19 protein-coding genes are annotated in these 23,940 nt (G+C 36.0%); 7 read left to right on the top strand and 12 right to left on the bottom strand.

Annotated elements, in window-relative coordinates; translation table 11 throughout:
• Positions 1-13: 13 nt before the first annotated feature.
• From trpD to A9G23_RS04810, 3 genes are all read right to left on the bottom strand, one after another.
• Positions 14-1,645, bottom strand: coding sequence for a bifunctional anthranilate synthase glutamate amidotransferase component TrpG/anthranilate phosphoribosyltransferase TrpD (gene trpD, locus A9G23_RS04800; RefSeq protein WP_065586535.1), 1,632 nt, complete (start codon positions 1,643-1,645; stop codon positions 14-16).
• Positions 1,645-3,207 carry an anthranilate synthase component 1 gene (locus tag A9G23_RS04805; RefSeq protein ID WP_065586536.1) on the bottom strand — a complete coding sequence of 521 codons (1,563 nt, stop codon included), beginning with the start codon at positions 3,205-3,207 and terminating at the stop codon, positions 1,645-1,647. Before A9G23_RS04805 ends, trpD begins: the two co-directional genes overlap by 1 nt.
• Positions 3,208-3,555: 348 nt before the next feature.
• Positions 3,556-5,607, bottom strand: coding sequence for a tetratricopeptide repeat protein (locus tag A9G23_RS04810; RefSeq protein ID WP_065586537.1), 2,052 nt, complete (start codon positions 5,605-5,607; stop codon positions 3,556-3,558).
• Positions 5,608-6,201: 594 nt separating this feature from the next.
• Here A9G23_RS04810 and A9G23_RS04815 point away from each other — a divergent pair.
• Together A9G23_RS04815 and A9G23_RS04820 are read left to right on the top strand one after the other, a co-directional pair.
• Positions 6,202-7,110 (top strand): SPFH domain-containing protein, encoded by a 909-nt coding sequence (locus A9G23_RS04815; protein WP_065586538.1) that lies wholly within the window; start codon positions 6,202-6,204, stop codon positions 7,108-7,110.
• A gap of 106 nt (positions 7,111-7,216) precedes the next feature.
• Positions 7,217-7,684, top strand: coding sequence for an NfeD family protein (locus A9G23_RS04820; protein ID WP_176700601.1), 468 nt, complete (start codon positions 7,217-7,219; stop codon positions 7,682-7,684).
• Positions 7,685-8,291: 607 nt separating this feature from the next.
• On the opposite strand, the gene A9G23_RS04825 is transcribed toward A9G23_RS04820, so the two are convergent.
• The 4 genes from A9G23_RS04825 to A9G23_RS04840 all read right to left on the bottom strand — a co-directional run bounded on the left by A9G23_RS04825 (position 8,292) and on the right by A9G23_RS04840 (position 13,781).
• Positions 8,292-8,984: an L-ribulose-5-phosphate 4-epimerase gene (locus tag A9G23_RS04825; RefSeq protein ID WP_065586540.1), complete on the bottom strand. Its 693-nt coding sequence runs from the start codon at positions 8,982-8,984 to the stop codon at positions 8,292-8,294.
• A 93-nt stretch (positions 8,985-9,077) separates the two neighbouring features.
• A complete protein-coding gene (locus tag A9G23_RS04830) occupies positions 9,078-10,496 on the bottom strand; it encodes a sugar porter family MFS transporter (RefSeq protein ID WP_081296956.1) in 1,419 nt (472 codons plus the stop codon).
• Positions 10,497-10,573: 77 nt separating this feature from the next.
• Positions 10,574-12,082 carry an L-arabinose isomerase gene (gene araA, locus A9G23_RS04835; protein ID WP_065586541.1) on the bottom strand — a complete coding sequence of 503 codons (1,509 nt, stop codon included), beginning with the start codon at positions 12,080-12,082 and terminating at the stop codon, positions 10,574-10,576.
• 37 nt (positions 12,083-12,119) lie between these two features.
• Positions 12,120-13,781: a ribulokinase gene (locus A9G23_RS04840; protein WP_065586542.1), complete on the bottom strand. Its 1,662-nt coding sequence runs from the start codon at positions 13,779-13,781 to the stop codon at positions 12,120-12,122.
• Positions 13,782-13,985: 204 nt separating this feature from the next.
• On the opposite strand from A9G23_RS04840, the gene araC reads away from it, so the two are divergent.
• On the top strand, positions 13,986-14,897 hold the full coding sequence (gene araC / locus A9G23_RS04845; protein WP_065586543.1) for an arabinose operon transcriptional regulator AraC: 912 nt from the start codon (positions 13,986-13,988) through the stop codon (positions 14,895-14,897).
• 502 nt (positions 14,898-15,399) lie between these two features.
• Here araC and A9G23_RS04850 read toward each other — a convergent pair.
• The 5 genes from A9G23_RS04850 to dapD all read right to left on the bottom strand — a co-directional run bounded on the left by A9G23_RS04850 (position 15,400) and on the right by dapD (position 21,785).
• Complete coding sequence (locus A9G23_RS04850) at positions 15,400-17,547, bottom strand: carbon starvation CstA family protein (protein WP_442899767.1); 2,148 nt, start codon at positions 17,545-17,547, stop codon at positions 15,400-15,402.
• Positions 17,548-17,860: 313 nt separating this feature from the next.
• Positions 17,861-18,580: a two-component system response regulator BtsR gene (btsR, locus tag A9G23_RS04855; protein ID WP_065586545.1), complete on the bottom strand. Its 720-nt coding sequence runs from the start codon at positions 18,578-18,580 to the stop codon at positions 17,861-17,863.
• Positions 18,574-20,274: a sensor histidine kinase gene (locus A9G23_RS04860; protein WP_065586567.1), complete on the bottom strand. Its 1,701-nt coding sequence runs from the start codon at positions 20,272-20,274 to the stop codon at positions 18,574-18,576. The genes btsR and A9G23_RS04860 overlap by 7 nt, the downstream gene beginning before the upstream one ends.
• 91 nt (positions 20,275-20,365) lie before the next feature.
• Positions 20,366-20,857 (bottom strand): YajQ family cyclic di-GMP-binding protein, encoded by a 492-nt coding sequence (locus A9G23_RS04865; RefSeq protein ID WP_065586546.1) that lies wholly within the window; start codon positions 20,855-20,857, stop codon positions 20,366-20,368.
• Between the two features lie 103 nt (positions 20,858-20,960).
• Entirely contained in the window at positions 20,961-21,785 is an 825-nt protein-coding gene (dapD, locus tag A9G23_RS04870; RefSeq protein WP_065586547.1) for a 2,3,4,5-tetrahydropyridine-2,6-dicarboxylate N-succinyltransferase, read from the bottom strand.
• Positions 21,786-22,144: 359 nt separating this feature from the next.
• Between dapD and A9G23_RS04875 the strand changes: the two genes are divergently transcribed.
• From A9G23_RS04875 to A9G23_RS04890, 4 genes are read left to right on the top strand one after another with little or no spacing between them, the layout of a single operon-like run.
• Positions 22,145-22,621 (top strand): prepilin-type N-terminal cleavage/methylation domain-containing protein, encoded by a 477-nt coding sequence (locus A9G23_RS04875; RefSeq protein ID WP_065586548.1) that lies wholly within the window; start codon positions 22,145-22,147, stop codon positions 22,619-22,621.
• Positions 22,622-22,659: 38 nt separating this feature from the next.
• A complete protein-coding gene (locus A9G23_RS04880; protein WP_065586549.1) occupies positions 22,660-23,178 on the top strand; it encodes a hypothetical protein in 519 nt (172 codons plus the stop codon).
• Positions 23,162-23,602, top strand: coding sequence for a DUF2509 family protein (locus tag A9G23_RS04885; protein ID WP_065586550.1), 441 nt, complete (start codon positions 23,162-23,164; stop codon positions 23,600-23,602). The genes A9G23_RS04880 and A9G23_RS04885 overlap by 17 nt, the downstream gene beginning before the upstream one ends.
• Positions 23,595-23,924, top strand: a complete 330-nt coding sequence (locus A9G23_RS04890; protein WP_065586551.1) for a type IV pilus modification PilV family protein — start codon at positions 23,595-23,597, stop codon at positions 23,922-23,924. Before A9G23_RS04885 ends, A9G23_RS04890 begins: the two co-directional genes overlap by 8 nt.
• Positions 23,925-23,940: the final 16 nt, after the last annotated feature.

The raw sequence follows: 23,940 nt of genomic DNA on the forward strand, positions 1-23,940 counted from the left end.
TGTTCTCCATTTGTTATCTTGCTGCTAATTGTTGTAATAGCGCATAAGCTTTACCACTGCGCATCATGGTTATTGCCCTTTGTGCATTTTGTTTTAAATTTGATTCGCCAAACAAGCTCATTAACATTGCCACATTTGCGGCAATTGCTGATTCGTGTGCTGGCTTTCCGTGACCTTGTAAAATAGCAATTAACATATCACGATTCTGCTCAGGTGTACCGCCTTCAATATCTTTTAAGCTAAATGTTGGTAACCCAAAATCGTCCGGTGTAAGCGTAAAATAACGGATTCCGCCATTTTTCACTTCAGCAACGTGAGTTTTGCCATGAATGGCGACTTCATCCATGCCTGCACCATGCACCACATAAGCATGTTGATAGTTAAGCATTTGTAATGTTTCGGCAATCGGCTTGATTAAATCTAGATGATACACGCCAAGCAAAATACGTTTAGGCCGAGATGGATTAATCAACGGTCCAAGAACATTGAAAATAGTGCGTGTTTTTAACTGCTGACGAACTGACGCCGCATGGCGAAAACCTGAATGATATTGCTGCGCAAACAAAAAACACACGCCAAGCTCATCTAATGCTTGACGGGAAGCTTGTGCCGACATATTTAATTTAATGCCTAACGCAGAAAGCACATCCGAAGAACCTGACTTACTTGATACACCACGATTACCATGTTTGGCCACTTTATAACCCAATGCTGCAGCCACAAAGGCGCTGGCAGTTGAGATATTAATACTATTGGTGCCATCGCCACCGGTGCCAACAATATCGGTAAAATCATAATCGGGGATGTCAAAAGCGTCAGCATTTTCAAGTAAAGCTTGAGCAGCACCAGCAATTTCATCTGGTTTTTCACCTCGAACTTTCATACTAATAATCGCGGTTGCTAATACTGTTGGTTCAATTTTACCTTGAATAATTAAATTAAACAGTATGTTACTTTCTGCTTGTGTGAGCACTTGCCCTAAATATAATTTATTAAGAATCGGCTGAATATTGTACTCTTGCTTGTCAACAATAGCATCTTGTTTTGGTTTTGCTTTTTTGTCTGGTGGATTCAGTGCCCATGCAATTGTTTGCTCTAATAGTTTTACCCCTTGAATGGTTAGAATTGATTCGGGATGAAACTGAAACCCACAAACGCGATCTTCGTCATTACGCACCGCCATGACAATATTATTGCAAAGCGCATTAATGGTGAGTGTTTTCGGGATGTTTTCGCCTTTTAAAGAGTGATAACGCGCAACCGGTAGCGGATTCGGTAATCCTTTAAACATCGCTTGTTCATCATGTTCAATTAGCGAGGCTTTACCATGCAAAATATCGCCGGCGGGTACAATTGTTCCACCATAGGATTCAACAATGGCTTGATGACCAAGGCAGATACCAATAATAGGTATTTTACCTTTTAAGCGTTTGAGCAATTCAGGCATGCAGCCAGCCTCGCTCGGTGCGCCAGGACCGGGCGATAACATTAAAATAGGATTTTGCATTTGTGACAGTTTTTCAATAATTACATCAACAGGAATGGTATTTCGATAAATAGTCACACAATGCTTGCTATTACGTAATTGATCAACCAAATTGTAAGTAAAGGAATCAATATTATCGATAAATAAGATATTAGCCATTAAAATACACCCTCTACATTATGTGCTGCCATGATGGCTCTAACTACGGCACGTGCTTTATTGCGTGATTCATCGGATTCGGATTGTGGATCAGAATCTAACACCACTCCCCCTCCTGCTTGTACTGTTGCTATGCCATCTTCAACATAAGCACTACGAATGACAATACAGGTATCCAAATCACCATTTGCGGTAAAATAACCAACCGCGCCACCATAGCTACCCCGTTTAACTTTTTCTGATTCGGCAATTAATTGCATCGCACGAATCTTGGGTGCGCCAGTTAATGTGCCCATATTCATAGTGGCTTGATAAGCATGCAGCGCATCTAAATCACTTCGTAACTGCCCCACCACACGCGAAACCAAATGCATCACAAACGAGTAACGATCCACTTTTAATAACTCTTTGGTGTAACGAGTACCGGATTTACAAATGCGAGCTAAATCGTTACGCGCTAAATCCACTAACATTAAGTGCTCAGCCAATTCTTTTTTATCGGTACGCATTTCAAGCTCTAAGCGACTATCTAAATCAAAATCAATCTCGCCATTGACGGTTAATCCACGTGGACGGGTGCCTGCAATAGGGTAGATTTCAACTTGATTAGTTGCTTTAGTGTATTTAAGTGCACTTTCAGGCGATGCGCCAAATAATATAAAATCGTTATCTTGCATATAAAACATATAAGGACTTGGATTATTGTTTTTTAATACCTGATAAGCCGATAACGGATTAGGGCAAGGTAACGAAAAACGCCTTGACGGTACCGCTTGGAAAATTTCTCCCTGCTGAATCGCATCTTGCATCTTTTTGACAATCGTATTGAAATCATCATCACTTTTATTACAAGTAACCTTGATATTTACTAGCGACTGCGTTTGGATAGTTTTCATAGGTTGATTTAAAGTTGCTTCTAGTTCGGCTAATCTTAGTGCCAAGCGTTCAACTTCTAGCTTGTCTGATGTAAAGGCTGTTGCTTTTAAAATTGACACATGATCTTGATGATTTATTTCTAATAATGTTTCAGCCAAATAAAAACAGAAATCTTGGCACCGCTGATCAGAAGATAAAATAGGCAGATTTTCAAAACCAGCAACAAGGTCATAACAAAATAACCCGCCAACAAAAACCGCATCTTGACCGCATTGCTTAGGAATATTCACAATAGTTAACAATGTGCGTAATGCGTCAAAGATTGAGAGTGACTTTAATCGGGAATCTTCATCTTGCAGGTTATCAATAGCCGGAAAAACCAATTTAAGTATTTGTTCATCCACTTGTACATTCACTGGCTTGTCTAAAAAAGCCTGTTGCAATAAAGGGAATAGCTTTTCACCATTTGCGGTCAATGCCGTAAACGTGACTTCATTATTTATTGCCGAAATGCGTAACGCACTATCGACAATCATGACACTTTTAATTCCCTGCTTATTATCAATTTCGGCTGATTCAAGCAACAACGTTGCCGGTTTGCTATCACATAATTGATAAAACACCTGAGTCGGATCTTGATAATAACCGATAGTCTTGGTTATCTGAGTTAATGTTGGCTTGTTCATTGTTGGCTCTCTATCTATATTTAATTTTTATTCATACCGATTCTTTGACCTGCTAGAAACGAAAAACCCGCACTAAGCGGGTTTTATAAGAAAAGACAATACGTCATCACATCACCCGCCAAAAATAATGTGCCACCAACAAAAAACAGTGATTTGACGAATGTGAGTTAGAAGGTATTGTCGTTTCATTATTTTTTATATGCTTAACACAAATTATGTACTATTAAACTAGTTCAATGATGCGATGTCAAGTGAATATTTTGTGCACAGTAATAAAATTGGTATGGATAAGTGATAGTGATTTTTTTAAAGGACGCAACAAAAAATAAATGCGCCCTTTTACCAAAATTAACGCAATGGCATTTCCGATTGCACAATTTTAATGGGCTTAAGTCTTAATTTTGATTTCGGTCTCCTAACATGGTTTGTGATCCACAATTTATGATGAGGTTGGCACTGTGGCCCTAAATAGATCTTATCAAGATAATCTTCTACTTTTTGACCATAATTCACAAACAAACTATTGGCATCACCATACGCAATCGGTGCTTGAATTTTTTCATCAGCAATATGGGTAATATAAATCATTCGGCATTCATCTTCGTCTTCAAACGCCGCATGTTTAATTAAGCAAGAAATGGGCATTATGGCTAAATTGATTAATTGATCGAGATTGCTAAGTGCTTTCAACTCCTCTTTTTCTTTTAAACCTTTAATGATGTTCCTTATATTATTTAAATTATCTCGAATTTTTGCTATTTTGTTTTTTTCATCCAATAAGTTTATATAATTATTCCATTCATCATCGATCATCTTAGCTGGTCTACCTTGGTGTTCCAAGTAAAAAGAAAATTTATTACGTTTTGCAATACTAATATATTCACTATTGGGATCAAAATAAAGACAACGGAATAAAGGTAAAGGCTCTAAAAAACATATATTGTTAGAGTCTCCATCATCTTTATTCTCTTCAGAATCGCTTTTGGCTACTTTCGCTTTTGTATCATAACTTAAAAGAGCGACACTATCAGGATTGATGCTATTTTCAACATTATTGCCAAAAAAAGATTGATTAAACACCAGACTAACACCTGAACCAATAATATTGTTTTCATTGCCATATAAACGAAATTGATTTAAACAGTTGTGGTTAAAGGTAAAACTAGTTAAAAAACTTTTTATTTCACTATTGGGATCGTTGTTCATACCTAACCAATTGCTAAGTACTTGGTTTTCGGTTGGGTCATTCATAAAATCGACAACATTTAAACGGAAATTACTGGACTCATTTTTCAAAAGGTTAAATAACACTCTGGGTTTAGTATAGTGTGCAACCTGTCTTTCAAATTGTTGCGCTGGTTTGTTTGCTGATTCAACTAAATTAAAAGTAACAAGCAATTGCTGTTGAATTTCCTCTGTCAATTTTCTTATTTGACAAATAGGCTTGATAACTAACTTATCTCGTTCCTCTCTAGTTTGAAATAAATCGTTTTCTTCAATATTGGGGGCAGCTAACATAATTTGTGCCATCACAAAAGTGTCAAATAATTTATTTATATAATTCACCTTTTGATAATAAGTTTTAGCTGATTCTGCTTTTGAATTAGTAGGTATTTTATGAAAATAGACGTAATCACCCAATAAACGATTAGCTACATTAAAAATAAGAGGATTATTACTAGTACAGCATTGTGAAAAAGCTTCATAAGCCTTTTCATGTCCATTTTTTTTATCTTGGTAAATCACACCTAAAAATAATTGCGCTTGAGCATAGGCTTGGGCATCATCCACTCTTTCAACCTTGTTATAATATAATTCTGCCTGCTTTATATCCTTTTTTTCAATTTGGTAAATCTGACCTAAATGAAATTGCGCTCTGGCATAGGCTTGGGCATCATCCTCTCTTACAACCTTGTTATAATATAATTCGGCCGTCTCAATATCTCTTTTATCAATTCGGTAAATCTGACCTAAATGACATTGCGCTTGAGCATAGGCTTGGGCATTATCCTCTCTTTCAACCTTGTTATAATATAATTCGGCCTTCTCAATATCGTTTTTATCATTTTCGTAAATTTGACCTAAATGAAATTGCGCTCTGACATAGGCTTGGGCATTATCCTCTCTTTCAACCTTGTTATAATATAATTCGGCCGTCTCAATATCTCTTTTATCAATTTGATAAATCTGACCTAAAATGAATTGCGCATCGGCATAAGCTTTAGGATTAGCCTGCTTGTCAATCGTTAATAAACAAACTTCTGCTTGTTCGATATCTTTTTTATCTAAATAATAAATGGTAGCCAATTGAAACTGAGCATCTATATATTTTTCGATGTCATCTTCCCGAGTTATTTTTTTGAGCTGTTCAATTTTTTGATCAATCGTCATTTCTTCCATTTTAATTCCTATTGTGTTTTATTGTTATATCTAAAAATAAGTTTAATACTTTAGTTTGTTTAGGTAGCATGATTTAGGTGGGTATTTATTGTTTTTATTTGTATTTTGTAGTTTAGTTATGCTAGCTAAACTTATTGCCAATAATTGTGGCAGTAACAGTAATACATAGTTTAGCGTTAAGTTAAAAATTTACCAATAGAATAGATTATATGGAGAAAATCTAAATTTGTTATTGCAAGCCATCCTAAACTTATTTTCATGTCATTTGGAACTAGTTCAAATCATTTTTTTGATTCTAGCAATATGACCATTGTAATTCGGTGGTCACAAATAGTTGCAAAAGCAAGCCTTTACTCGGCACTATCAACATAATAAATAGCATTGTTTAATAAACAATACACTCATTAAAAAAATAACCAAATTTGTTTATTTTTATAACGTTATTTCAAACCACACAAGAAAAAATTGAAATCACTCTTTAACACATTGGTAATGTGCTTATATATCATGAATTAAAACTGGTTAAAAAATTTAATAATCTATAAAATAACCGACTCATTTTTATTATAAAAAAACTATAAGGATTTTTGAACTATGCCTGTATTTTATATCGTCATTGGTGTTATTGTTTTACTTGCTTTAATTACTGTCTTAAAAGGCATTACGATTGTTCCTCAAGGTTATCAATATACCATTGAGCGTTTTGGTAAATATACGCATACGCTTGAACCTGGTCTAAATATCATTATTCCATTTATGGACGGTGTTGGCCGTAAGATTAATATGATGGAACAGGTACTTGATATTCCATCACAAGAAGTCATTTCAAAAGATAATGCCAACGTACAAATTGATGCGGTGTGTTTTATTCAAGTACAAGAAGCAGCAAGAGCGGCATATCAAGTAAATCAATTAGAGCGTGCAGTAATTAATTTAATGATGACTAATATCCGTACGGTTTTAGGTAGCATGGAATTGGATGAAATGTTATCACAACGTGATCATATTAACTCAAAGTTGCTAAATATTGTCGATGACGCAACAAGCCCATGGGGAATCAAAATTACCCGCATTGAAATTCGAGACGTTCGCCCACCAGCAGAATTAATTGCTGCAATGAATGCGCAAATGAAAGCAGAACGTAATAAACGTGCTGAAATTCTTGAGGCGGAAGGTGTTCGCCAAGCCGCAATTTTACGTTCAGAAGGTGAAAAACAATCTGAAATATTAAAAGCTGAAGGTGAAAAACAAGCTGCCTTTTTACAAGCCGAAGCGCGCGAACGTGCTGCCGAAGCAGAAGCAAGAGCCACTCAAATGGTATCTGATGCTATTGCTGCGGGTAATATTAATGCCATTAACTACTTTGTTGCGCAAAAATACACTGAAGCGCTACAACAAATTGGCTCATCTGATAATAGTAAAGTGATTATGATGCCACTTGATGCGTCAAGTTTAATGGGTAGCATTGGCGGTATTGCTGAATTACTTAAAAACACGAAATAAAAATCAAATTTTATACTTAAACATAGTGTTTCCTGAAACTTTTTGACAAAATCTATAAACGCTATGTTTAAGATTTTTACTGAATGGATTTTAAAGGGAATTGATGATGACTGATTTATTTATGGCTTTTTATAGCGCCCCTCATTGGGTGTTTATCGCTTTAGGTGGTATTTTGCTAATTGCTGAATTACTAGGCACCGGTGGGTATGGGCTTTGGAGTGGGATCGCTGCCATTATTGTTGGTTTAATTGCTTGCGTTATATCGCTTTCTTGGCCAACTTTGTGGATCTTATTTGCAATACTAACCCTTGCATCAGCTTACCTTTGGTGGCTTTGGCTTAAAAAGCAAGGAAAAGATAAATCAACTAAAGGCGAAATTAATCAACCACAACAAGATTTGATTGGTATTAAAACGGTTGTCACTGATGCGATTGTTAATGGTTCTGGCCGTGTAAAAATCAAAGATGGAACATGGTCAGCAAGATGCAATCAAGATCTTAACGTTGGTCAACGTGTTGAAGTTATTGCTGTAGATGGCTTAATTTTGAATGTACTACCTATAAATCATGAATAGTCTTAATTAATTTTATTTATGTGTAAAAATAACCATATACCGATAGTTAGCAAAGAACTCGCATTTTAGCGAGTTCTTTGCCCTAGCAGGCATGTAAAAATAACCTAAGATATTCACTCTGCATACTAGCCTCAGCCCCATACAGCCCTTCCCTTACTCTAGGGGGCAATGTTGTTCAACCACTCTTTCAACTTATTTTCAAATTGAGCTAGTGCAAGATAATTTGATTGTGAGACTGTTTTACACAATTATAATAAGCCTGAATATACAATAAGGTCATTAATTTGATCTGAATCATAATATCTAACTTATCGCTATAAAACCATTGTGCTTGTAACAACCGTTTTTGTTTTTACGGAGTTCAAATTATTTTTTCATTACTTTATTTTGGTGCTCTAGCCCCCTTAATAACGCATACTTTTTATGCGTTATAATTGCTTGTTATGTCGTTTTTTTCATGGTTTTATTACGTTCATTAACAACGCTTTTTATCATTTATCCCTAAACCTTCCGCCATTTACCGATAACCTGTCTGCTATTAAGAGCGAAAAAACGAAAAATAAAAAAGACGCTTTTTTATTTTTTTGATCAACGTACAAATAATAATTTATATTTGGCCATAATAAGCATTTTTACCATGTTTGCGATAATAATGTTTATCTAACAATTCGCGTTGAATTTTTATGCCAAGATTAAGATTGCGGGTCGCTAATGCCATTGCGGCCACCTCTTCTAAAACAACAGCATTATGCACAGCATTGTCGGCAGTTGTTCCCCACGCAAAAGGACCGTGTCCGTATACCAATACGCTAGGTATCGCCATCACATCTATCGAACGTTTAACAAATTCTTCAATAATAACTTTACCAGTGTTTTGTTCGTAATCGGTTGCAATTTCTGCGGTTGTTAACATCCGTGTACAAGGAATGTCGCCATAAAAATAATCAGCATGGGTGGTACCTAATGCGGGAATGTCTAATCCTGCTTGCGACCATATAGTTGCATTGCGTGAGTGAGTATGAATAATACCGCCAATTTGCTCACATGCTTTATAAAGTTCAAGGTGTGTGTCGGTATCACTTGAGGGATTAAGCAGGCCTTCTACTTTATTGCCATTAAGATCAATGATAACAATATCATCAACAGTAAGCTTATCATATGCAACTCCAGATGGTTTAATGGCAATAACCCCATTTTGCCTATCAATTTCTGACACATTACCCCAGGTAAAAGTGACAAGTTGGTAATAAGGCAGTAATAAGTTTGCGGCAAGTACGCGCTCTTTTAATAATGTAAACATGCAAAGCATCCTATTTTTAATACAAATGAATCAAATGATAAGTAACGAAGGTTTAATTTAACTTATTGTTACTTGTTACTTATCATTTATCCTTTAGTGATCACCACCGATATAACGTAATTTTTTCCCTTCCATTAAGTTTTTTTCAATGCGTTCTAATGAAATATTTTTTGTTTCAGGAACAAAAAAGATAACAATAAAAATGAACAAAATATTCATGCCGGTATATAACCAAAATGTTTGTGCGACCCCAATGTGATTTAATAATGTAAGGAAAGTTGCGCCAATAATCATATTGGATATCCAGTTTGTTGTCGTTGAACAAGTTACTCCAAAATCTCGACACTTGAGCGGTTGAATTTCAGAACACAGAATCCAAACTACAGGTGCTGCGCTCATTGCATACCCACCAATACACATAATGGCCATACCTACTGCCGCATAAGAAATGATTGATGATGGGTGACCATTTTCAATAAGTTGTAAGCAGATGCCTAATATAAGCGTACCAAATGCAATAATGCCGAAACCAACTTTTAAGATTGGTTTACGTCCTAATTTATCAACAGTAAAAATGGCAATAAATGTCGCTAAAACAAAAGTAAGCCCCACAATAATTGTTGCTATCATTTGTTGTTCAGTTGTTTGGAAACCAGCAAGGCTAAAAATTCTAGGTGCATAGTACATAATAATATTCATACCAGTAAATTGTTGCATTGCTTGTAATGCCATACCAAGGTAAACGGTGCGACGTACATTTTTATTTACCTTAAATAAAGTCCATCCTTGTTGCTTTTGGGTTAAGCTATTTTTGATATCATCAAATTCTTGTTTGATTTTTTCAGGTTCTCTGCGAATCGATTTTAGTACCTGTTCTGTTTCTTGTAATCGACCTTTCGATGCAAGCCATCTAGGGCTATTAGGTAGAAAAATGACAACAATAAATAAAATAATTGCCGGCACTGAAATGATACCTAACATCATTCGCCAATTACCTGTAAAACTAAAATAGGTATCAGACAAAAAGGCTAATAAAATCCCAATGGTCACTAACAATTGATATCCCGCTATCATTTTTCCCCGAATATGTTCGGGCGCCATTTCAGAAAGATACAGTGGCGCAGTATACGATGCGATCCCAACTGAAAACCCTAAAATGACTCGCCAAATAAGCAGCACTTCAACATTTGGCGCCATGGCGGATCCAAAACAACTTATTATAAAAAACAGGGCTCCTGCTAATAAGCTGTATTTTCTACCTAGATAAAAAGATAACCAACCATTTGATAATGCACCCACAGCGGCACCTAACATCATCGAACTCACTACCCATCCTTGCAGTTCAGTGGTAAGTTCAAATTGAATAGTGATAAACGGTAACGCCCCAGCAATAACGCCAATATCCAAACCAAACAATAATCCTGCCATTGCTGCCGAAAAGCCGATTAAAAATGTCATCGTTCTAGCCGAGTTTTTTGTCGTATTCATCGGTATAGGTGTATGCATATCCATCTATTTACCCCCATTAATTCTGTATTGTTAACAATAATTGGCAACAACAAACCCAATTATCAGCTTAAACTATTCAGTTAAGCATAAGGATGACAATAGGCAATTTCGTTCCAACGCAACTCATTTCTGAAGTGATTAATGTCTGTTTCATCATCAATGACTAATAATTCAATATTATGAAGTTGTGCATAGAGTCTAAAATAGTCCATTGATAGTGCTTGGGTATACACGGAGTGGTGTGCTGCTCCAGCTAAAATCCACGCTTCGGCAGACACCTCTAACGATGGTTTAGTTTTCCAAACAGCGCAGGCAACCGGTAATTTTGGCAATGGTTGTGGCTGTTTAACGGTTTCTAATGCATTTGTGACCAGTCTAAAACGGTTGCCCATATCAATTAAACTCGCATTGATGGCAAACCCCGGTTTAGCAGCAAAAATAAGGCGTGCAGGATCCGCTTTATTACCAATTTCTAATGGTTGAATATCTAGCAATGGTTTAACATCATCATCGACAATAGATGGACAGACTTCTAACATATGTGACCCAATCACCAGTTCATTACCTTTGGTGAAATCATAAGTGTAATCTTCCATAAATGCGGTACCACCTGATAGGCCTTTTGCCATCACTTTTAGGGTTCGAAGCAACGCAGATGTTTTCCAGTCGCCCTCAGCAGCAAAACCGTAGCCTTTTGCCATTAATCGCTGAACAGCCAGTCCCGGCAACTGAGCCATACCGTGCAAATCTTCAAAAGTTGTGGTAAATGCCGTATACCCTCCTTGCTCCAGGAATCGCTCAATACCCAATTCTATTCTTGCTGCATCGATTAGATTTTGACGTTTTGCACCATTGATTTGAGCAACAGGGCTAATTTGATATAGTGCTTCATATTCATCAATTAATTGTGCGACATCTGTGTCACTAACAGCATTAATAACAGACACCAAATCACCCACCGCATGAGTATTGACAGAGTAACCAAATTTAATTTGTGCCGACACTTTATTACCTTCTGTTACAGCAACTTCACGCATATTGTCACCAAAGCGAACCACTTTCATATTTTTTTCTGCATTGATAGCCACACAAACTCTCATCCATTGTGCGATTTTCTCGTGCACAGTTTTGTCTTTCCAATAGCCAGTTACAATTGAATGAATAAGGCGCATACGTGAACCAATAAATCCAAATTCGCGCCCACCATGCGCTGTTTGATTGAGATTCATAAAATCCATATCCATTGAATCCCAAGGCACCTGTTCGTTAAATTGCGTATGAAGTTGCAGCAAAGGTTTTTGTAAATGTGTTAAGCCCCTTATCCACATCTTTGCGGGCGAAAACGTATGCAGCCAAGTGATCAAACCAACACATTTAGGCGAATAGTTAACTTCTTGGCATAATGTATAAATATCATCAGGTTTCGTTGCCAATGGTTTAAGCACAATTTTTACGGGTAAATTAGCGTGTTGATTAAAATAATCTGTTACCAATTGAATATTTTTTTTAATTTGTTCAAGTGTCTGATGTCCATAAAGATGTTGACTACCGGCAACAAACCAAATTTCAGCTTCGTTATAAATAAACATTATGGTCTCCTTCAAAATTTTATCGCTAGGGCACAAACTAAAGATAATAGTTAGGTTCGCAAGTCGCTGACCAAACTAAATACTTTTCATACAGTTGTTGATATTTTGCTACCCGGTCAGCATTAGGCATAAAAGTGATTTCGATCTGACTAGACATAACTTTTTGCGCGGTTGGAATGTCTGGGTAGAGATTGGCAGAAACAGCCGCAAAAATGGCAGCACCAAGTGCACAACACTGTTCGGAATTAACGACTTTTAAGGGACGATTCATCACATCTGCACAAACTTGCATAATCACAGGCGATTTTTTGGCGATGCCACCTAAAGCAACAATATTATTTACCGGCACATGCTGATTAATAAAACATTCCATAATCGCTCTTGCCCCAAATGCGGTAGATAAGATCAATCCACCAAATATCGTTAAAGCGTCGGTCGAAATAGTTAAATTGGTCATAACACCTTTAAGTCTTTGATTTGCATAAGGCGTTCTGCGACCATTGAACCAATCAAGAATCACTGGAATATTGTCTAGATTTGGATTTTGTGACCATTGTATAGCCAATTGATGCAATAATTGCTGTTTTAGTTGTTCAATATTTAATTGCAATTCGGGCGATTGTATTGCTAACTGATCAAGTGGCCAACTAAGTAACTTTTGATACCATGCATAAATATCACCAAACGCCGACTGCCCAGCTTCAAGCCCAATATAATTGGCCATCACACTACCATCAACTTGACCACAAATACCTTTGATAGCACGATCTTTAATGACATTTCGTTCAGCCAATAAAATATCGCACGTGGATGTACCAATTACCTTTACCAAAGTATAAGGTTCAGCGCCGGCACCGACTGCCCCCATATGACAATCAAACGCACCGCCGGCAATAACAACTGATGGTGGTAAACCTAATTTTTTAGCCCATATTGGGGTTAAGGTGCCAACTTTTTCCTCGGCAGTATACGTGTCTTTAAATAGTGGGTATGGCAGTGCATTAACTAATGACTCGTCAAGTTTTTCAAAAAATGCATAAGGTGGCAATCCCCCCCATTGTTCGCTCCAAAAACATTTATGACCAGCAGCACATCGACCTCGCTTTATCTTACTTGGTGCTGTTGTACCTGATAATAAAGCCGGTACCCAATCACATAATTCAACCCATGAAGAGGACGCTTTCTTTACTGCATTATCTTGACCAAAAATATGCATGATTTTTGCCCAAAACCATTCAGATGAATATACGCCACCACAATACGCCAAGTACTTAGAATAAGGTTCTGTTGCACACAGCTGATTGATAACTTCAGCTTCATTTACTGCAGTATGATCTTTCCACAAAATAAACATCGCATTGGGATTATTCATAAATTCTGGTTTTAAAGCTAAAACATCACCATTTTCATCGATCGGTGCTGGTGTTGAACCGGTTGAATCAACACCAATGGCAACAACATAGTTAACATCAGTGTTAAGTTGTTTGACGACAGATTGAATAGCTTGTGTCATTGATTCAATATAATCAAGAGGATGGTGTCTAAATTGATTTTTTTTAGGATCACAAAACAACCCTTTTGCCCAACGAGGATAATAGACAACATCGGTGGCTAATTCCTGACCATTTTGACAATTAACCGCCAAAGCCCTGACAGAGTCACTACCAAAATCTAACCCAATTGCTATTTTTTTACTCATCCAATTACACCTCACACACTTGTTAGTATGGATTTTTTTGGAAGAATAATTAATTTAACTTCAAATAAGTAGGTAATTTACTGCTAAAAATATAGACAATTCTGTCTAGATAATTTGTTTTGTGATAAAGATCTCACAATTAATACTATTCAAAAAAAAATTTTATGTAAAAATAAAAAATGTATAAGAATTAGGAAGTAATAGATGAGTAATGTGCAGCAAAATGATCCTTTACTACCGGACTATTCATTTAATGTCCATCTTGTATCTGGATTAACACCGATCGAAAAGTCGGGTAAATTTGATTTTTTTATAGATCGCCCAAAAGGATTAAATGGTTATATCATCAATCTGACCTATGCAGGTCAAGGCACGATATACCGCAATAATGATTCATTTAACTGTCATCCTGGCGATTTTGTACTTTTTCCACCTAAAGAACCGCATCTTTATGGCCGTAAAGAGGATGAAAGTAACTGGTTTCATTTTTGGATCTATTTCAAACCAAGATCTACATGGAAATATTTACTCTCTTGGGAAAACCGCATAGAAAACACCGGATTTTATCGCCCCAATATCAAAGTAAAAAAAGAACTAGAACAACTATTTATTAAAATTGTCGAAATAGGACAATCCACCTCGATCTATTCAGAAAATTTAGCGATGAGCATGTTAGAACAATTTTTGATAAGACGAGCACAAGAAACATCCAACATATCTTCTAAAGACATTGATATAAGGGTGTTACAGGTTTGTAATTATTTGATTGATACCTTAGATGAAAACGAATTTATGTTAGATAACGTCGCACAAAAAGTGTGTTTATCTGCATCACGAATTTCACATATTTTTAAAGATCAGATGGGAATGTCAATTGGCGAGTGGCGGCAAGAACAACGAATAAGCCGTGCAAAAATATTATTACAAACCACAAATATGAGTATTGCCAATATTGGTCGATCAATTGGGTTTGAAGACCAGCTATATTTTTCGCGTATATTCAAAAAAAGAATCGGACTTAGTCCACAAAAATATCGCAATAGTAGCCAAGAACAACATGAAAGGAAAATTAAAGACATTAATTCGCTTGCTCTATACGATAAAATAACCAAATAGCAGAATTGGTATAAAACTTAATAATCTTGCTAAATATGGCTATTGAGTTTTAAAAAAAGGGCAAACTATATAGCTTATCCTCATATTATTTGCAGTAATTTGAGAAAAGACTGTAATAAATATATACAAACAGCAAGATTATCCCCTTATCTGTTTTTAGACGATTATTTCAATCATAAGAAGATAAAAATTTATTTTTTCAACATATTAAATTTTATGTCTCAATCATTTATCAAATTATAATTAGATTTATCTGAAATTTTTCCTTAATCAACACAGGAATGGAACAACTGAACAATCAAATACAACCTAATGATAATTTTTTTTAGTAATAGATATCTTCTAGTGAAATGGTATTTTCACTTAAACGGAGATATTTGCAATTAAAACAAACAATTGTTTATAAAAATACCGTTCAATAAGGTTACATTATTGGGCAAAAAATAAATTAATATTAAAAACAATAGGATACCTTATTGATTTGGTATCCTATTGATTACAGCTAGTGTGACATTGACGTTTTAACACCACCTTTAGGAATTGGTACGTAAACGGTTTCTTTATCGGTTCTTTGTTTATTATTATGTGCTTTCAGTGCCGTTTTAATACCAAAGAAAATAATACTGTAAACAACCAATAAGAATAAAACACTTAACCCTGCATTGGTATAATTATTAATGACAATATGGTGCATGTTATCGATTTGTTGTGGCATTAAATCACTACCTTCAGCAATTCGACGATTATATTCATTCGCTAAATAGAAGAAACCTTCTAATTGAGGATCTTGACTAAATAACTTCAATGCTAATGCCCATGTGGTACAAATTAACAACCACATAGCAGGAATGATTGTTACCCAAATATATTGAGCACGTTTCATTTTGATTAATACAACGGTTGCTAAAACTAACGCAACCGCAGCTAGCATTTGGTTAGAGATACCAAATAGTGGCCACAAGCTCTTAACACCGCCTAATGGATCAACCACACCTTGATAGAGTAAATAACCCCATAAACCCACACAACCTAAAGTGCCAATAAAGCCAGCAATAAGAGAGTCTGTTTTTTTCAAAAATGGCACAAAATTACCTAGTAAATCTTGCAACATGAAGCGACCAGACCGAGTGCCTGCATCAAGAGCAGTTAAAATAAATAGTGCTTCAAACAAAATACCAAAATGGTACCAAAAGCCCATATTTGCACCAGGTAGGATTTGATGAAATACGTGCGCAATACCTACGGCTAATGTTGGTGCCCCACCAGCACGATTTAAAACTGAGGGTTCACCAATGTCTTTTGCGGTTTGGATAATTTCTTCAGGCGAAATAACAAATCCCCAAGAACTCACTGTTGCTGCGGCATGGGCTGTCACATCTTGTAATTGAGCCATAATCATGGGCGCATCTGCGGTGCCAAGTCGATGTAGATCTGGCATAGTAACGCCTAACGCTGCAGGTGGCGTATTCATTGCAAAATACAGACCTGGCTCAATGATTGACGCGGCCACTAAAGCCATCATTGCAACAAATGATTCCATCAACATTGCACCATAACCAATAAAACGCGCGTCGTTTTCATTGGCAAGTAATTTTGGTGTAGTACCTGATGCAATTAAAGCGTGGAAACCAGAAACGGCGCCACAAGCGATGGTAATAAATAAAAACGGGAATAATGTGCCTTTCCAAACTGGTCCTGTACCATCAACATATTGTGTAATTTCTGGCATTTTTAAATCAGGATTTAAAATAACAATACCAATAGCTAAACCAACAATCACCCCAATTTTTAGGAATGTGGCTAAATAATCACGTGGAGCTAAAATTAACCACACAGGTAACATGGCAGAAACTAAGGCATAACCAACCAATACATAAGTGATAGTTGTTGCTTTAAAGGTTAAAGCCGGTCCCCAATATACATCATGTGCAATAACCCCACCAAACCAGATAGATAAGACAAGTAACACAATACCAATAATTGAAACTTCGGCTACTCGGCCTGGCCTAATAAATCGCATATAGATTCCCATAAATAAAGCGATTGGTACCGTTGAGCAAACTGTAAAAACGCCCCATGGACTTTCAGCTAAGGCCTTAACAACAATTAGTGCTAATACCGCTAAAATGATTAACATAATCAAAAAGCAACCAAACAGGGCAATAGTTCCTGGTATAGGCCCCATTTCTTCTTTGATCATTTCACCTAAAGATGAACCATTACGTCGAGAAGATAAAAATAGCACCATAAAGTCTTGCACCGCACCGGCAAAAACCACACCTGCAAGTAGCCAAAGTGTGCCAGGTAAATAACCCACTTGCGCCGCAAGTACTGGCCCGACTAAAGGACCAGCGCCTGCAATTGCCGCAAAATGATGCCCAAATAATACATATTTATTTGTTGGGACATAATTTAAACCATCATTATTAATGACAGCTGGCGTTGCACGAGTTGGATCTAATTGCATCACTCTTTTAGCTATATACAGGCTATAATATCGATATGCGACCAAGTAAATCGAAACCGCTGCTGCAACAACCCATAGCGCACTAATATGTTCACCTCGCCGCAGCGCTATAACTGCTAGGCAGCATGCACCAACTAAAGCTAAGATGAACCATAGAATATGTTTACATACTTTATTATTCATAATGATTCTCTTTGTGATTGATAAGATTAATTAGTTTGATATTTAATACCATAATGCATATTGCAAAAAACTTGTGTCTCATAACATAATAAAATTTAACATGTTATTGTCATTATTGTGTAGTTATTTTTTACACACAGTTAAGGTGGTAAATACCAATTAAAGGTCTTTTTATGCTCAAGCGTATAGTAATTTTTTACTTTTAAGAATGGTAATAGTATTTATCTTATAGGCTAGATTAGGTGGTTGAGTGGTTAAAATTAGCGAATTAGCGGTAAAAAAACAGCAATAAAACAAAGAACTTTTGCGTTGGTTATAAACCCAAACTCTCTTTAAATGGTTTTAAATAACGACGGCTAATCGGCACAGAAACATCATTAATAAGAATGACATCAACACCACCAGTTTGATTGAAGCGAATTTCTTTAATTTTTTTTAGATTAATCAGATATTGCCGATGACACCGAACAAAGGGAGTTTTATCCTCCAGTGTTTTTAAGGTTAGTTCAGTCCGATACTCATTATTTGTTTGATTAAATACATAAATGCCACTTATTTTAGAGGTCACATAAAGTACATCATCAAGATTTAATAAGTAAATTCGGTTATGCCCAATGCATGGAATGTATTTCAAGGTTTGATTAACACCGTCTAATTGATTAATACTCCCTGAAAAACAATGATTATGCAGACGTTGCAAGGTTTTATTTAAACGTTCTTGTTCTACTGGTTTGAGTAAATAATCAAAGGCTTGTTCTTCGAAGGCTTTAACCGCAAATTCACCATAAGCCGTTAAAAATACAATCCTTGGCATAGTTTCAGGATCTAGCATTGATAGCATTTCAATGCCGTTGATTTTGGGCATTTGAATATCTAGAAATACGACATCAGGTTGACGTCGATGAATCTCACGAATCGCTTCTATAGCGTTATTACATTCAGCAACAATACAAATTTCGGGATCTGTTTCAAGCAAGCAGCGTAGATTTTCGCGTGCAGGTAATTCATCATCAACAATAATAACGTTTAACATTGAATACTTATATCCTTGTGCAAAGGTAATATTAGCATTACTTTAGTATACTCATCGGGTTTACACGCTATCTTTATACCATATTTTTTGCCATAACGAATCTTAATTCGTTTATCGACTAAATTAAGCCCTAAACCTTTGGTATCTTTTTTATGTTCGCGGTAATGTCCAGCATTATCAATCACTTCTAAAACTAACAATTGATTCTTCTTATAAGCCAAAATAGTTACATTGCCATTACCAAGCGACTGGGATGTACCATGTTTAATGGCGTTTTCAACAATAGGTTGTAACGTAAAAGCTGGAAGTTTTGTATATTCTAATTCAGAGGGGATATCGATATTGATCGTTAACTGATCCATAAAGCGCATTTTTTCGATTTGTAGGTAAGCATTCACGTGTTCTATTTCATCTTTCAAGGGAACAATTTCTTCGGTTCGCTTTAAATTTTTTCGGAAAAAGGTGGAAAGGTTTTGTACAAGTTGTGATGCTTGTGTTTTATCTCGACGAATAACAGCCAGCAGTGTATTTAAGGCATTAAATAAAAAGTGGGGATTAACTTGCGCATGCAACAATTTAATTTCAGTTTTAGATAACAGCTGCTTATAGTGCTCATTTTGTCCAGCTAAGATCTGAGCAGATAATAAACTGGCAATACCTTCACCAAGGGTTCGATTGATGGAACTAAACAGCGTATTTTTTGCTTCATAAAGCTTAATTGTACCCACAACCGTATTGTTTTCTCCTCTCAGCGGAATAACGAGTGTTGAACCTAAACGGCAACTTTTATTTATTGAGCATTGATAAGGTTGATGAACCCCATCAAGGTATTGTACTTCATTTTTTTCGATCGCCTCTAACGTACTATTGGATGTGATTAGTGTTCCTGGTAAATGATGATCATCACCAATACCAATAAAAGCTAGTATCTTTTCTCGATCGGTAATAGAAACAGCGCCAATATCAAGCTCTTGATAAATAATTTCGGCCACTTTAGTACTATTTTGTTGATTAAAGCCATCACGCAATAAACCTTCAGTACTGACCGCGATTTTTAACGCCTTAGCCGAAAAGGCTGAAGTATATCGTTCAAATATAGCTCTCCTATCAAGCAAAATCTGCATAAACATTGCAGCGCCAATGCTATTTGCAACAATCATTGGCGCAACAATACTTCTGACCGCATGCAACACCACATCAAAAGGTCTTGAAATTAATAACACTAAAATCATTTCGAGTGATTCAACCAACAAACCTAGCATACCAACTAAAAGCGGGTTATAGATAAGATCGACCCTCCCCTTTCTCATCAACAAATAATGCAGAACCCCACTAATCAACCCAATTAACATGGTGGATAACATACAGCTATCAGCGGTAATACCGCCTAAAGTATATCGATGAAGGCCACCTGTGATACCCACTAAAAGCCCAACTACGGGTCCGCCAAGTAAGCCTCCTAAGATAGCACCAATGGCTCGTGTATTGGCGATGGTATCTTCAATATGCAAACCAAAATAACTACCCATAATACAAAATAATGAAAAAATACAGTAACAAACTAATTTGTGAGGTAAATGAACTGTCACTTGCATAAGTGGAATAACGATCGGCGTTTTGCTAAGTAAATAAGCAATCACCAAATAAACGCACATTTGTTGAAGAAGCTGTAGGACAAGATCAAATTCAAACATAATAATGACTACAGAATAAAAACCGTCGACAAATGTCGACGGAAAAGGATAATATTGCCGACATTTAGTGGCAATATCCATTCAATAATAATTAGTCTCTAAAATTAGTAAATTGAAATGGTTGGCCGAATTCGCCATTTTTGACTAAAGCCATAGTGGCTTGTAAATCATCGCGAGATTTACCTGTAACTCGAACTTGTTCACCTTGCACTTGAGCTTGTACTTTAATTTTGCTGTCTTTGATCGCTTTTACAATTTTTTTAGCTAACTCTTTATCAATACCCTGCTTAAGTTTAACAGTAACACTATAGAGTTTACCGCTATGCTCCATTTCTTCGGGGATCTCAAGTGCACCACCGTCAATCCCACGTTTAGCAAGCTTATCACGTAAAATATCGAGTAATTGTTGCACTTGGAAGTCAGATTGGCTCGTTGCTTTGATCGTCTCATTTTTTTCATTTAATTCAAACGATGCTTCAACGTTTTTAAAATCCCAACGAGTAGTCAACTCTCGAGTTGCATTTTCAACACCATTTTTAACTTCAGGCATTTGGATTTCTGAAACGATATCAAAAGAAGGCATAGATTCTCCTCTTCTAATGGTTATAAACTAAAATTAACTAGTGATTAATAAATGAAATCATCGTCGCCTAACAATTTAGGCGACTTTAAAATATAAATGCGAATTAATCGATAGTACGAAGCAATTCGTTAATACCGACTTTACCTAACGTTTTGGCATCTACTTTTTTAACAATAACTGCACAATACAAACTATATTTACCCTCTTTAGTTGGTAAATTACCAGAAACGACAACTGAACCAGCAGGCACACGACCATAATGCACTTCGCCGGTTGCCCTATCGTAAATTTTAGTGCTTTGCCCAATAAATACCCCCATTGAAATGACGCTACCTTCTTCAACAATCACACCTTCAACAATTTCACTGCGAGCACCGATAAAACAGTTATCTTCAATGATGGTTGGATTAGCTTGTAATGGTTCTAAAACCCCGCCAATACCCACTCCCCCCGATAGATGGACATTTTTACCAATTTGTGCACAAGATCCAACAGTTACCCAGGTGTCAACCATAGTACCCTCATCAACATAAGCACCAATATTGACATAAGATGGCATTAATACGGTATTACGAGCAACATAGGCACCTTTACGCGCAATAGCTGACGGAACAACACGGAAACCTTCTTGTTGAAATCTTGCCTCATCATATTCAGCAAATTTTAATGGCACTTTGTCATAATAGTTAGTTGGCCCGCCATCGATCAGTTGGTTTTCGTTAATACGGAAAGAGAGCAAAACAGCTTTTTTTAACCATTGATGAGTCACCCAGTCCCCATTGAGTTTTTCAGCAACACGCATTTTACCGCTATCTAATAAGGCGATACATTGGTTAATCGCATCACGTGTAACCGTATCTACATTTGATGGTGTAATTTCAGCACGACGTTCAAATGCTGCTTCAATAATAGTTTGTAATTGTTGCATCTCTAGTTTCCTTTAACTTATAAATCCGTTAGCAAATAATAAATGGATAAACAGTATAATATAATCCGCTTTGCTTTTTAAGTGGTTTAATAAGATCATCTAAATCTATACATTTCCCATCGTTGTTTATTATTATGTGATTAGCGCTTGCGCAAAAAAATAAAAAAACCAAAACAAAAAATTCAATAAAATCAACAATCTACCTGAACGATTTTGGGTTGGCTTTTATCAAATTTTTTATTAAAAATAAAAAATCCAATTTATTTGGAGAGTAAATCACAAATTAAGATCACGAAATAACCCATTATTTTATTCAAAGCTACACTAGCTTTATCACAATATTCAAAAAAAACACTATTATGCAAGATTGGGGATTTTCATTACTGGAGTTATTAATAACCATTTGTATTAGTGCCATTTTAGTCTCAATTGGCATAGGGCATTGGAAAGAACAGCAACTCCGCAACGAATTGGTATCCACTACCAAACAATTGGCTTATTTTATATATGAAGTTCAAATAAAAGCATCCAGTAAAAACGAAAATTATATTATTCATCAATATACATCACCTTGGTGCATTACCATTACTCACGATGAAAAACCCAGTTCGTGCAGTGAAGGCATACTTTATTTTATGAAACCTGATAATTCCGTTGAAATTAGTGAATTATCAAACAACAAAAGTGCTTTTATCTTAGGACGTCGCAATATGGCACAAACAATGTCTTTTCAATTAAAAAATAAAATAGGTACCAGCAGAATTTTTGTTTCTTTACTTGGACGCATTCGATTCTGTGCAGAAAACAGCTATATAACCGGTTTACCACCGTGTTAAAAACATCTGGATATTCCTTATTTGAAATGCTGATTAGCATGATATTATCTAGCCTAATTTTTATAGGCATGACCTCTTTTTACATTCAATTACAAACAAGTATCATGCAATATTATCAAAAAACACGTTTGCAACAGGCTATCGAACTTGGATTAGCCGGCATGAAGAAGGACATAAAACGAGCAGGTTTTATTGCTAATAATCCAAACAAAATGACCGCTAAAGCGATTGAAATCGATAAACAGTCTAAATGTATTATTCTTCGATATGATAGTGAAATTCGCAACTCTTGGGTTTGGAACAGATTTAATTCCACCAAATCAGATGTTTTTACTTATCGCTATAAAGAAAACAACATAGCCTATAGAACAGGATCAATAGATTGTTTTGGCAGCAAATGGGAAAACTTATTCGATTCAAACGAAATCAAGGTCACCGACTTTACAATAAAACAGCTACCTGATGCCATTAGTTTATCAATCGCTGCTGAATTAAGAAAAAACAAGCAGATTAAATATCATATAACTGAAATTATTAAAAATGAAAACCGATTTTAAACAACATGATGTTTCGCATGGTTTTAGCACTATTTTAATGGTGATTACTTTAATGGTCATGGGATTGGTGCTATTAATTGGTTTTAATTTGCTTATTACTTCATGGCAAAAAGCGATATTAATGGAAAGCCAATACTATCAGCGATTTAATCAGGCAAGCTCATCGTTAACGTGGGCAATTAATCAAAATTGGCCAGCACCTAAGGCCCATTGGCATTGTATGACCGAGCCAACTTATCAACTAAAAGCCTGCACAAAACAGTCTTTATTAAAAGTCGATAAATATGTATTAGTCCGTGGCGAAGCCAAAGACGAAGACTTCTATTTATATACACTTGCACATTTTGACAATAATCAATTAATTGTTGAAAAAGGTCATTGGCTCGATTATTGCCCAGAAAAAAGGGCTATTTATTGTGAATAACAAAGATATAGCTGGCTTTAGTTTGATTGAAGTTATGATAGCAACACTCCTATTTTCAATTATTATGCTGGGATTGATTAACTACCAACAAGCGTTGTTCAATAAACACCATTACTTTGCAAACCATTTACGCGCTAATAAAATTGCCTTTCAACTACTTGATAGCTATCCTTATCCTCCCAATGAAATTATCCCTTCTGGTTGGCGCTATAAGATCACTAATAAAACATATAATGCCCAGTGTAAAATGGTTGTTATAACGGTTAATGCGCCTAACCAACAAGTTGCCGAGCAGCAGCGATTATTTTGTCATTCACTTTAATATTTACTGGTTAAAT

The organism is Gilliamella sp. App4-10, assembly GCF_001690495.1.
Lineage (GTDB): Bacteria > Pseudomonadota > Gammaproteobacteria > Enterobacterales > Orbaceae > Gilliamella > Gilliamella apicola_G.